Origin of the sequence: Ureaplasma zalophigenitalium (assembly GCF_025780055.1) — a bacterium.
Classification (GTDB): domain Bacteria; phylum Bacillota_I; class Bacilli_A; order Mycoplasmatales; family Mycoplasmoidaceae; genus Ureaplasma; species Ureaplasma zalophigenitalium.
The window spans coordinates 42,368-55,821 of the sequence record NZ_JAOXHJ010000005.1 but is presented as its reverse complement, the minus strand read 5'-3'; the positions used below and the strand labels follow the sequence as shown (position 1 = coordinate 55,821).

The window sequence follows — 13,454 nt, the reverse complement described above, 5'->3', positions numbered from 1 at the left end:
GTGGGTTAAGAACAATAGAGCTAGATAAAGAAATTAAATTAGCTCCTCATCAAAGGTTTTCGATTGTTGCATCTGTAAAAAATGATAAAAATGATGCAAAAATAAAATTTTCAGATGAAGAGTTTTCTAATCTTGATTTAAGTTACGTGAATCGTGATAATCAATGGGTGATTAGTCAAAAACTTTTTGGTGGTGTTGCAAGAATTAAAGTATTTACTCGTAACAACTATAAAAATACAGATTCAAAGAATTTATTAAGCGATATCACAAACGCATCAGTTTCTTTTGATAAACCTAAATATAGATATGGTATGCAAACCGAAGCTAAGCCCAAAGTAATGTTTAATGGGGAGATATTAAAAGAAAATATTGATTACACTGTGGATTATTCTTATTTTTATGATGAAACAAAAAAGGTGTTGTATAATATACCCCCAAGTTTCCTACGGTTCAAAAAATTTTTAAAGAGATGAAGAAAGGGTAAGCCGTTTGGCTTACCCCCATTTTTCTTACACTTCCAAATTTTAACGCCGTTTTCATTATATAGTTCATAAAAGATAGGATTATTTGAGAAACCGACTTTTTAAAACAACTACACTCATTTATAAAGGTTTAACTACAATCTGAGATCATTTCCGTGGGTATCGTTTATTTGTAGGTTTGTTTTTTTGATATACTAAAACATTATTTGTTTTAGTATTTGAAACATATGAATTGTTTTTTAGTAATGTTAAATTAAGCAACTTAATTGTATTTAATGCTTCACTGACTTCAGCTTCGTAAGCTAAACCTTTCGGTTCAATTAAAATGCCATTTACTTTGACAAAAGGTGTTGATATTTCTAATATTTTATATAAGCTAGCCACAGCGCGAGCAGTTGCAATATCAAAGGATTCGCGCATCGCTAGCGTCATTTCTTCTGCTCGCATATTCCAAATTTCAACATTTCTTAATTGTAGTTGCTTAATAACTTTTGTTAAAAAAGTACATTTTTTAGCATTAGCTTCTAACAAAACAACTTGATAGGATGTAAAAACTATCGCAATTAAAATTCCTGGGATACCAGAACCTGACCCTATATCAATTAGTCGCTTGTGTGCATCAATTGGCATAATACTTTGGTCACTATAAGGCAAAAGAGAATCCCATAAAAATTCTTGATATATTTTTGATTCATCATCTAATCGTGTTAAATTAAAGTACTGATTATATTCTTGAACTAAATTTTTATAATTAATAATTAAACCAATTTGTTCTTTGTTTAAGTGTGGAAAAAGTTCTTTAATTTCCTTCACAAACATTTCTTTATTCATCTTTTTTGTGCTCCAAATAATATTTAATCATTGCGATATCAACTAAGTTAACACCTGAAATTCGTGATGCTTGTTGTAAGTCTAATGGGCGGATTTTAGCTAATTTATCCCTTGTTTCTAGTGAAATATTGGGAATTTTGTGGTATTCAATTGAGGGATCTAATTTGAATTCATCCAAACTATGCAATTGGCGCAAATGTTCTTCTTGATTCTTAATATAACCTTCGTATTTGACAGCGATTTGAATTTTAGAAATTAATTGATTATCAAAATTGGCGAATTCTTTTTCATAAACTAATAAATCTGCTAATTTAATTTCTGGTCTTTTCAAATAATCAAACAAACTAACATTAGTTTTTGTTGTGGTGTTTTTTAGTGCTGAAATTTGTCCTATTGTTGTCTTTTTCAGCCATGTAATAACTGCACCGAAGTTTTCTTGTGATTGCAAATAATCATCATACATTGCTTGTGATACCAATCCAATATCATATCCATATTGAATTAAGCGATCATCTGCATTATCATTACGTAATGATAAACGATGTTCAGCGCGCGATGTTAATAATCTATACGGCTCTATAATACCTTTAGTTACAATATCATCTATCATAACACCAATATAGGCCTCTGTTCTTTTTAAAATTAGAGGTGGCTTGTTTTGGAATTTTAAAATTACATTAATTGCTGCCATTAAACCCTGGGCAGCGGCTTCTTCATAACCACTTGTCCCGTTGATTTGACCGGCAAAATATAAATTTTTAATTTTTTTTGATTCGAGCGTAGGATAAAGTTGTGTTGGGTCAATTGCATCATATTCAATCGCGTAGGCGTATTTTAGAATTTCACATTTTTCTAATCCTGGTAGCATACGAATCATTTTTTCTTGGACATCAATTGGCATCGATGTAGAAAAACCGCCTAAATAAATGGAATCGAGCGAATATGATTCTGGCTCAACAAAGATTTGGTGTCGTGGTTTATTTGCAAACTTAACAATTTTATCTTCAATTGAAGGGCAATAACGAGGTCCGACGCCATCAATCATTCCACCATACATGGCAGAATCTTTTAAATGAGCATTAATTAAATCATGCAGAGGCTGACTAGTATGAATAATATAGCATGGGAGTTGTTCATCAAAAGGTTTATATATAGGTTGGTAATGACTAAACGCAATTAAATCATTAGTACCAGGTTCGTAAATCATATTTTCGTAATTAATAGAATCTTTTTTGATCCGGGGAGGTGTACCTGTTTTTAAGCGAATTAGCTCAAAACCTAGTTTTGCTAAAGCTGATGATAAAGATTGAGCATTATTTAAACCATCTGGACCTTCATTAATTTTCAATGCTCCTTTATGGGTTACTGATTGTAAATAAGTTCCTGTTGTTAAAATAACTACAGAGGCATAAAGTTTTTCTTTTTGATTAATAATCACACCTTTTATTTGGTCATCTTCGATAATTAAATCAGTTACTTCAGCTTCGTATAAATCTAAATTATCTTGTTGCTCAACCGCTTTAACAAATCAATTATGATAAGCTACTTTATCGGTTTGTGAACGAATTGCTCATACACCAGGACCTTTTGATGAATTTAAAATTTTCATCTGCATCGCACAAGCATCTGCTGCTTTTGCTTGCATCCCTCCTAATGCATCAATTTCTCGAGTTACAATTCCTTTGGCAGGACCTCCGATCGATGGATTGCATGGCATTAGACCAATGCTTTTTTTATTCAGGGTAATTAAGCAAGTGCGCAAATTAGATTTAGCTGTTGCAAAACAAGCCTCTAAACCAGCATGGCCAGCTCCCACTACTATTACATCATACATTTTTTGAAAATTCATTCTTACCTCCGTTATTTGTTGGATGGATTATATTTAATTGTGTAAATATCCTGTGCTTTTAAATAAGTTCTTAATGCTGCAATAGCATCGGTATCTCCCTGTAAATCTGGACTATATGAGTAAAAAAGATTACCGATAATAGCATTACTACGATTAGTTATATTTCCTTCTTGCAATCCTGCATAATGAATCCCAATTAAATTAAAATTGGCATCAATCATCATTGAACCACTTGATCCTCCTGCTAAGCTACCTAGTTCATCAGATGTATAAATCTGACTACCTATATTATAACGATAGTCGTCTGGACCTAAAGGCTGTTTACCGTTTGTTAATATATTTGTCTTGTGAATAGTGTGTTCACTCCCAATAACTAAGTTACCAACACCTTTTGAACCTTTTCATAAACTTAGTCCAGTAGAGTGGTCAGAAGCTCCAACATATCCAGCTGAGAAGGTTGTTATTTGTGGATGGTATCGGTATTTTGGTTGATATTTAACATATCACTGTTCTTCTCGATCAGTTCCTATAATTTTACTTAATTCTGGAAGTTGTTTAGTTACATCTTCTTTGTTAACCTGCATTTTGATTACGACAAAATCAATTGTTCCATTTTGTAATTGATGTAAGTTTTTAATTTCATTTTCATGAGTTTTAAAAATCAAATCATGTCCAGTTAATTGTGGCATAAAAAAGAAGGGTGTGAGATAATTGTTTTCTGTATAATTTAAAACTTTGGACAATCGAGAAAAACCAACACCATTAATTGATGAAAAACTATTGGAAATAGCTGATTTCTCTGGTGTCTTTCCCCATAAAAGATATTTATAACGATCTTTATCTTCGTAAGCCTCATTAGAAATATCGGTTTTATGATCTTCTAAAAATTGATTGTAGGTTTCTTGGTTAAACCATTTAATAGGCTCTTCTTTGTCATTATAAGAGCGTAAGTTTAACACATGGTTATTTGTAGCAACTAAAAATGTATATGTATCAGGGTCATCTGTTATGACTCGATCCAAAATAAAACCCGTTCCGCTAATGATGTTAAGATCATTTTTCTCATTCGTTTGTAGCATATTCAAACTAATTGTTCGATCAAAAATATATTGGTAATAATCCTCATTTGTTTTTAATAAACTATTATGATGCGTAATTTTTTTATAAATATATTTGTTATTTGATAGCAAAATATACAATTCTAATTCGCCATGTCGGTCAGATGAACGGAAACTAATCCCTTCTACTTGCACATCTGTTGCTCATATATTTTTTCTTTGTATTAAACGTGTATATTCACTTGGTGTTAATCAATTAAAAAACTGTAGAAAACTACTTGGTAAATAGCCATATGGATTATTTTTGATTAATTGATTAATGATATCTATATCAACATCCCAATCTGTCTCAATTTCATTTGCTTTCAAAAGTTCGTCGCGCGCAATGTAATTCAAAAAAGAAACTTGGTATTTTAATGATTGGCTGGTTCTTGTTGTTTTCAGTAAATCTAGTCTGGTCGCTTCATTTGTATTAAAACCAAGAAAGCCCGTCTTATTTAAATAAAATTTAACAACTTCGTCATCTCTTGTAATTTGGTTAAAATAATTATTAGCCTTTTTTAAATATTCCCGGTAATAAGGGTTTTCGTTAATAATTTCAAACGGTGAACCATGCAAATTTAACATTTCGTCTAAACTATATACTTGTGGTGTTGGTTCGAGAAGATTTGCAATTTCATTATAAATTTTATCGTTAATAAAAACGTTTTTAATCGACACGTTAAAGTGTTTGTTTAATTTTTCATCATATAAAACTAAATCTAAAGAACCTTGCTTATCATTAGGGATTTTATTCTTAATGTGTAAGTTTTTTTGTTCTAAAATAACCTCTTCTTTTGTGTCTTTGAATACAAAAACAAAACTCTTCAAAATCATTTCATCCGTCATTGTAGAAGGTAGTGTTTCGTATTCATTAGCTGGTAGCATTTTTATAGCATAAGCTTTTTGCAAAAAATTTAATCCTGGGATGCGACGCAAAAAACTACAGCCTGTCGCAGCGATTGCGCTAGCTCCAAAACTAAAAGATAAAATAGCTCATTGTCATATTCTTTTTTTAAATTGTTTTTTCATAACTCACCAATTAACATACAATTAAATATAATTATAAATGATAACAAAATAAGAAGAATAATAAGGTATTTAGATGCAAACATACGAAAATATTATCCGCTCAATGAGCAACGAAAACAACATTAACGAGGTTTATATTCGTAATGTATTAGAATTATTAAAACAAGAAAACACCATCGCCTATATCGCTCGTTATCAAAAAGCAAAAACAAATAACATGGATGAACATTTGATTAAAAAGATTGCGGATCGATACAATTATTTAATCAAATTAGATAAACGCCGATCTTTCATTATTCAAACTTTAGAATCTAAGGATTTATTAACAAATGAATTGCTCGCAGCTATTCAAAATGCTCAAACACTAAGCGAATTAGAAACGTTGTATGAACCGTACATGAGTAACCGAGTTACAAAAGCTAAAAAAGCGATTGAATTAGGTTTAGAACCTTTGGCTCATTTGATTTTAAAAAATGATTATAAAACTAATGTTAAACAGGTTGCTGTTGATTTTTTAAACGAACAATTACCAACAGTGGAAATAGCTATCGACAAAGCCTGTGATATTGTAGCCTCAATCATTGCCCAAGATCCAATTGGTTCACAAATGGCTCTTAAGAGTTTGTGAAATTATGGTTATGTTCAAACTAAAATATCTAAGCAAGAACTTGATGAAGAAGAAAAATATCATTTATACTATGATTGAAAGAACAAGATAAGCTTTTTAAAGGCTTATCAAATTATGGCAATTAACCGAGCGGTTGAAGCTAAAATTTTATCGTTAAAATTTGTTTTCGATGAAGATTATATTATTAATTTTGTTGCTAATAAATATCATAAAAAAAGGGATACTGATTGCGCACCCTATATAGCCAAAGCCGCTAAAGACGGGTTAAAACGTTTAGTCTTTCCTGCTGTTATTAATAGTGTGCACAAGGAATTAACTAACAAGGCACAGGAGCAAAGTATTAAAGTTTTTAGTAATAATCTAAAACACTTATTATTAACTAAACCTGTATTGCCCCAAACTATTTTAAGCATCGATCCTGGATTCGCACACGGTTGTAAAATAGCAGTCATAGATCCATTTAATAACGTTTTAGCAACACAAACGATCTATCCGCACGAACCTTTTAAAAAAGTTCATCAATCCGAGGATCTCTTATATGATTTATTAACTAAAAATAATGTCGGTTTAATTGCAATTGGGAATAAAACTGCATCAACCGAAACTTTAATTTGAGTTAATCAATTTTTAAAAAATAGAGAGTTAAAAATCCCTTTTGTAAGTGTTAATGAAGACGGAGCATCAGCATATTCAGTTAATGAAATCGCTAATGAGGAGTTGAGTAATTTTCCTGTTAATGTGCGTTCAGCTATTAGTATTGCTCGACGTGTTTTAGATCCATTAAGCGAGTTAATTAAAATTGATCCTGAAAACATTGGTGTTGGACAATACCAACATGATTTAGATACTAAAATGTTAAATGAGGAATTAGATTTTTGTGTATCATATTGTGTAAATCAGGTTGGTGTGGATATTAATCTTTCCAATAAATACTTATTAGCGAGAATATCTGGTTTAAATAAACGCGCAGCTAATAGTATTATGAAATATTTAGAATCTAATAAAACAATCAAGTCGCGCGAAGAAATTAAAAAAATTCCCTATGTAACACCACAAGTTTATATGCAAGCAATCGGTTTTTTACGTGTACATAATTCACCCGAGGTGCTTGATAGTACCATTATTCATCCGGATGATTATGATACAGCTAAGCAACTAATGCATAAATTAAATATTACGGCCGATGATGTGCTGAATCAAAGCGTTAATTTGAAGCTCGATACCGATTTAATAAATCAGTTAAGTCTTGAATTCAACCTTTCACATTGAACAATTAATTACATTCTTGAAGCCTTAAATAACCCAACATATGATGTTCGGGATGATTATGGATCTTTATTATTTTGAAACCAATTAAAAAAAATTGATGATTTACAGATTAACGAGATATATGATGGAATTATTACGAACGTCACTGATTTTGGTCTTTTTATTGATATTGGTCTTCCTAAGAGTGTTTTTGCTCCTAACAAACTTGTTGTAAATGCGTCTGATTTATCTATTAATATGAAAATCAAGGTAAAAATTGATAAAATCAATATTAGTAAACAACAGATTGTCGTGGCGGTACTCTAAATTATGAAGAAACAAAAAAAATGACATATTTTTTCTGGATTAGCTTTTTCTTTGGGTTTATGTAGCACATTGCCCTTAATAGCTTTTGCTTGTGCTAAAAAGGAAATTAGTGAAGTTGTTTTGCGTAAGATTAACAAACCAATTATTAAAATCAACGAGAATTACGGTACTAGATCTATTACGGCAGAGCAAGCATTAAAAAGCTTTGCACGCAATGAAAAAGATCCGCAAGATTACACTATCTTTAAAATTCTTAAACCTAATTTTCAAACAAAAGATGAAATTAATCCCGATGAATTAAGTTATGAAGTCATTAATAAACCACGCTTATTGGGTGATAATATTTTGTTTTTTGAGATTAAAATTACTTATCAAAACCAAGAAAAAATTGTGGAACATATCCAAGAATATATTTCGGCTGACGAATTAAATAGATACAACACAAAACTGCGTTATCAAAAGTATTTAAAAGAAGCGCTAACCAAAAACAAAGAATTACAACTTGATTTCTTTGGTGTTCAACTTAAACCTGAATATAAAAATGCCTCAGCTCACGAAATTAAAAAACTAGGAGACGAAGCTCTGATTTTAAATGTGGATAACCCTACTCTTACGAAGATTCAAACTTATAAAAATCAACCTCCTTTTAATCAATTAATAATTAAGGTAACTGATTTACAAATATATGAGACCAATGATCCCGAAAATCTTGATTTAACTGTAGAAGTTTCTATTTTTATAGGAGAAGCGCCTTTAAAATTAACACATAAACAGCGGTTTCAACTGTCCAAAAAATCGTAGATAACAACTGCGATTTTTTTCTTTTTTATTTTTTTGATATTTTTGGGTGCTGATGTATGGTTGCTTTTTGCAATATTTGGTACAATCATAGTGAAAAAAGAAAAAAAGATCAACTTTTAGTGTTTTTAACTGTGTTGATCAATAGAAAGAGTGATTATTCATGAAAAAAATTAACAAGAAAATGCTTGGTTTTTCTTTATTAGGTTTTGGGGCTATTGCTGCACTTGGGGGAATTGCTGCCATCACAGCCAGCTGTAAAACTAAAACTAAAAATGAAATTATAAGCGATATTTTAGCTAAAAAAGGGGCGCAAAAAAAATATGGAAATTCTGGTCCTATAGATGCATATTATTTTGCTCGCTTTTGAAATTCTCCATTTGAACAACTTCGAAATTTAGCTAAAGGTTTAGATGAAGCAATTGATCTAACAAAATCATCAACTTTTAAACCTCTAATTGATGCAGGTAAGTATTCAAAAACATTTGCAGAGGAAGCAGAAAAACAAATCGCAAATTTAAAACACGATATTAAAATGTATGCGAATTCCCCATTCTGAAAGAAATTACGTGAGCAGAAAGCAACTGTGGGATTAACATCTCGTGTTGGACCTTCTGATTTAGACGTCGAAAATATGAATGTTATTAGTATTTACCAACCCGATGATAACCCACTACTATATACTTCCCCTGATTTTGAAGATTTACCTGGATTAGGCCTTAAATTCCCAGTTCCGAGCGAAAGAGGAGCAGAACTATTAGACAGTCAATGATCATTTGGTGCTGCAATTGTCCACGGCTCTAGTGATGCAGCTGCTAAAACAAAAGTCGTAAACGACTTATTAGATGGTTTCGGTGGAAAATTTGATTATTTAATATATGTTTATAACGACAAAGGAGCCGCTCAATCTTATAAAGGTCCGAACGGCGAAACTTATCGTGATCACCTTGTAAATAATCCTGGTTTTACTCCTTTACGTTTAATTAAAAACTCGAATAAAAATCACATGGTTTTTATGGGTAATGATGGATGAAGTTCGACTTATGGAATCGCTGGTACACACTGATTATTACAAAAATACTCAGAATTATTTGGAATGCCTAAAGAAGAATTGGAAGCTTTAAAAGCTAAAGAAAAATTCAAAATTAACAAGACACCAGTCAAATTATTCGCTGATGAAGATTTAATGGATTATAAAGATCCTAAGTCAGAAACAGTTTATAAGGTGTTTAAAGAAGGTAAGAGTCCATATAAAAAACATCGTGCTAACAAAACAGATATTAATTACTACGCTTCGTCATTCCACGTGTTAGACCAAACGTTATCACTTGGTATTTACCCTAACTACTTCTCAATTTTAACAATTTCAACATCTGATAAAGGTAAGTTATCAAGTATTGAATATTTAAAAGAATTGTATGGTGCGGATTTAATTAACAAAATACCTACTATCGGAACAGCTAGTGTCCCTGGTTCTGAACACATTCGTGATTTATCAAATACTCACCTGAAATTCTTTTACAATTTAAATATTAATACGTTAGGTGCTGGTTTTTCTGGTTGATCTAAGTCAGGGAATATTTTAAATTCAAAAAACTGAGGTAAAGAATATGAAGATTTATTATCAAGTATTGCCTTTACATCTCGTCGTTTCCGTGAAATTGATAGAGTTTATCCACAAAATGAAAAAGATCAGCCTGCAGGTGCTCTTGAAGGATATGAAGAATACATTGCTTGAAAAAATAAAAAATAAAACTTTATATCTGAGAAAAAAATAAAATAAAAAACAAACTGTCTTGGTTTGTTTTTATTTTCTTGTTTTTCGCATTCTTTTGTTATATAATTTATTAGTTATTGTAATAAAAATAACAAAATTATTAATTAATACACGAAAGGTGCTTCCAAATGGAAAATTTGACTAACAAAGTTGAATCAGTTGAACAAAATTCAACTGAAAATGCGAAAGTAGAAAAAAAACCTACTACACCTGCTGATGCTATTCAGTCGAAAGTCAACGCAAATTCAACTATAAAAAACTTAAAACAACTGGTTTCAGTTGATAAATTAACTGAGGCGGGTGCTCACATTGGGCTACACCCACGTAAATGAAATCCAAAAATGCAAGGTTACATTCACGTTAAACGTTCTAAAAATCACGTTATTGACGTTTTAAAAACTATCGTTTTTTTAGATCGTGCTTATAAATTTCTGCAAGAAATCGTTTCAAACGGCGGAAAGGCAATGTTCGTTGGAACACGTGGAAAAATTGTAAAAGATATCGTTCAAGCTGAAGCTGAGAGAACTGATTCTTTCTACGTTACTCAACGTTGATTGGGTGGAACATTAACTAACTTCAATAATATTAACAATTCAATTCGTAAATACAACCGTAATTTATCACGTATTGAAAATGATGATATTAGCAAATACACAAAGAAAGAGCAACTAGAAATTCAAAAAGAAACTGATAAATTAGCTAAGTTCTATGGTGGAATTAAAAACATGCGTGCTCTGCCTGATGTTATTGTTATCGTTGATCCTGTAAACGATATTAACGCAGTGCGTGAAGCTCGTAAATTAAAAATTCCTGTTATCGCTTTAGCTAATACAAACGCTGACCCAACTTTAATTGATTATATTATTCCAATTAATAACTATGCAATTAAATCAATTGCTTTAATTCTTGGTGTTTTAGCTGATGCTATTGCTGAAATTAGAAACGAACCAACAAAAGTTGTTAACCGTAAGGATGAAGAAATCATTCTTCCTGAAACTCGTTCAAACAACAAAAATCGTGCTCGTGGAATGTTCAATCGTAACTATGTCCGACACTACAACCCACGTAATAATTTCCGTCCAAACAGAAATACAAACGAATCTAATTCAAGTGAAGAATCTGTTAAACAAACAACGGTAATTAACGCTCAAGCTAAATAATTCAATTCTTCTCACTTTTAAAAAACCTTTTGTTTTATCGCAAAAGGTTTTTTTCTTTAATGTGTATGTTTTTTGGGTTTTTAATAAAAACTAAAGAATAAAATCTATTTCCTTTTACTTTTAAAAATATATTATATTATCATTAGAAACAGAGGTGAGTAAGCGCAATATGAAACGTTTATCAAAAAAATGAAGGATTTTTACAGGATTATCTGCTTTCGGGGTTTTAGCTAGTGTCGTCACAATCCTTAGCACATCGTGCAAGCAAGAAGCTAAACTTTATAAAATTTTCCCCACTTATGTTTCGCAAGCCGACAACCTTTTGGCTTTGGGAATTGCTCCTGATTTTTATCCAACTCAATTGTTTTGAAAGAAAAAATCGCCGTTTGATTACATGAATGCCTTACAGTCTCAAACCTTTCAATCATATATTAAAAGCAAACCAGACTTTGCACAAAAACTCACCTCTAAATTAGCTAATTTAGAAGCACAAATTCAAAACTATGACCCTTCTTGATTTAGTTTTAGTGGTAATGCGTATAACGAAGGACGATCAGAAGAATATTGGTATTTTAATAAAGGATCAATGGTCTTATATGAGCGTTATTTATTTGATAGTTCACATTTTCAGCCAGGTGCTAAAACATTAGAATTGCAGGGCGGACCAATCACTAAAAACACACATGCTTATCCGACTGATTTCAAGGCTAGTCGCGACCTATTTTTAACACTTTCACCAGAACAAATCAATAACTTCAACATCAAACCCGATAGTGAACTGCGTCAAAATTTAAAGTTAGGCTTGCAGTACCACGATAAACAAAAAGGGGAGTTATATCCTTTGTATAATTATGCCCATCATGCCCAACAAATTAATGAACGTTATTTACATGATTATGCTAATCTAGGTTTTGATTTTTGAAATTCTAATTTTGCTAAATTCATTATTGGATATGAAAAAACAAGTGATAACCAAATTGTAATCAACCAAAATGCTGTGCCTATTTTTGCTCCAGCTAGTGATTGACGCAACCAAAACTCCTTAAATTCAAAAATTTTCTTCTTGATAAATAATTTAATTCTATCTGAAAAAGAGAAAAAAGCAGGTGTTAAAAAATTAAACTATCGCCCTGATTTGTGTAGTTATAATTTGAATGATCCACTCCCGTTGTGCGAGCTAAATAATGATGAGGACAAAAAAAGTCAATCAGTCCTGCACCACCACCCTGTTTATGAACAAAACTTGCGTTTAGATGGAGGAGCTCAAATTTATTTAGGTTCCATGCGTGAAGCGATGTTGTATTTATATGATATTGCTTATTGGACCGTGGCTTATGCACACTCTCCTGAAGCTGCTAAATTATTTGCTAATGATCCTGTGCGTTTAAATTTAATGAAAAACGCTTTAAAAAATGCCGATCACATTGCAGGCAATTTATATGACCGTTTAACTAAAATGCGTCATTTGTTTCAAAAATTAAATTTAGTGGATGCTCGTTATGACCCTAGTACTTATAATTTTAATAATGATAAGTCATTAGCAATTGGTTTATTGACCACTTTTGAGCGAAACGGGACAAGTACATTACAAACTATTTCTAAATATGGATTTTTATATTATGATCTAGGTTTTAAAGGTCCAAGACCTCATTTGAAAGGTAATGCATATCAAGCATTGTTGCAACCAGTAGCCAATAAAATCCCTAAAGGTTGTCATATTCATGACAATGGTGATATGCACTGTTTATATGACGATGGTAGTGAGGCAGTCAAAAAAGCAAAAGAGTCTATTACAAACTCTATTTTAAATATGGATGACCACGGATGGTGGTGAAATTTAGGGACAGACAGTTTAGAAGCTGGTAATTTCTCAAAATTCAATAATAATTTTGATGTGATTTTTAATCTATCAAAGGATAAAAAAAACCTGTTTGCTAATCACACTACAAACACTTATATTAATGCTATGCTAACTAATGATGTCCAAGAAAAAACCGTTGAAGACCCAAAAATTTTGTCGCGAAACATTTTTATTGAAGATTATACTTTGTGAACAGAAGGAATCCGGTCTCCGATTGGTTATAACCAAATTTTAGATGCTACATTAGAAAATCTTTTAAATCTTATTTCCAAAGATTTAAAAGATCAATATCAAACTGAAATCAATGACGCTTATAACTGAGGTGATTATTGAGATCAATTTGTACAAGAAAAATAAAGGTGAT

At 31.3% G+C, this 13,454-nt stretch carries 9 protein-coding genes; 6 read left to right on the top strand and 3 right to left on the bottom strand.

Annotation, left to right across the window (positions count from 1 at the left end):
- Positions 1–554: hypothetical protein (locus OF365_RS02515; protein WP_263818040.1), on the top strand; the 554-nt coding region annotated here is incomplete at its 5' end.
- Positions 555–602: 48 nt separating this feature from the next.
- Here OF365_RS02515 and rsmG read toward each other — a convergent pair.
- Genes rsmG through OF365_RS02500 form a run of 3 tightly spaced genes read right to left on the bottom strand, consistent with a single transcriptional unit; the run spans position 603 to position 5,291 of the window.
- Complete coding sequence (gene rsmG, locus OF365_RS02510; protein ID WP_263818039.1) at positions 603–1,313, bottom strand: 16S rRNA (guanine(527)-N(7))-methyltransferase RsmG; 711 nt, start codon at positions 1,311–1,313, stop codon at positions 603–605.
- Positions 1,306–3,162 carry a tRNA uridine-5-carboxymethylaminomethyl(34) synthesis enzyme MnmG gene (gene mnmG / locus OF365_RS02505; protein ID WP_465245900.1) on the bottom strand — a complete coding sequence of 619 codons (1,857 nt, stop codon included), beginning with the start codon at positions 3,160–3,162 and terminating at the stop codon, positions 1,306–1,308. Before mnmG ends, rsmG begins: the two co-directional genes overlap by 8 nt.
- 11 nt (positions 3,163–3,173) lie before the next feature.
- A complete protein-coding gene (locus tag OF365_RS02500) occupies positions 3,174–5,291 on the bottom strand; it encodes a DUF31 family protein (protein WP_263818038.1) in 2,118 nt (705 codons plus the stop codon).
- A gap of 73 nt (positions 5,292–5,364) precedes the next feature.
- Here OF365_RS02500 and OF365_RS02495 point away from each other — a divergent pair, with 73 nt between their 5' ends.
- From OF365_RS02495 to OF365_RS02475, 5 genes are all read left to right on the top strand, one after another.
- Positions 5,365–7,494, top strand: a complete 2,130-nt coding sequence (locus OF365_RS02495) for a Tex-like N-terminal domain-containing protein (RefSeq protein ID WP_263818037.1) — start codon at positions 5,365–5,367, stop codon at positions 7,492–7,494.
- Between the two features lie 3 nt (positions 7,495–7,497).
- Positions 7,498–8,295: a hypothetical protein gene (locus OF365_RS02490; protein WP_263818036.1), complete on the top strand. Its 798-nt coding sequence runs from the start codon at positions 7,498–7,500 to the stop codon at positions 8,293–8,295.
- 160 nt (positions 8,296–8,455) lie between these two features.
- Positions 8,456–10,045, top strand: coding sequence for a hypothetical protein (locus OF365_RS02485; protein WP_263818035.1), 1,590 nt, complete (start codon positions 8,456–8,458; stop codon positions 10,043–10,045).
- A gap of 152 nt (positions 10,046–10,197) precedes the next feature.
- Positions 10,198–11,229, top strand: a complete 1,032-nt coding sequence (gene rpsB, locus OF365_RS02480) for a 30S ribosomal protein S2 (protein ID WP_263818034.1) — start codon at positions 10,198–10,200, stop codon at positions 11,227–11,229.
- A gap of 169 nt (positions 11,230–11,398) precedes the next feature.
- Positions 11,399–13,447, top strand: coding sequence for an iron ABC transporter substrate-binding protein (locus tag OF365_RS02475; protein ID WP_263818033.1), 2,049 nt, complete (start codon positions 11,399–11,401; stop codon positions 13,445–13,447).
- Positions 13,448–13,454: the final 7 nt, after the last annotated feature.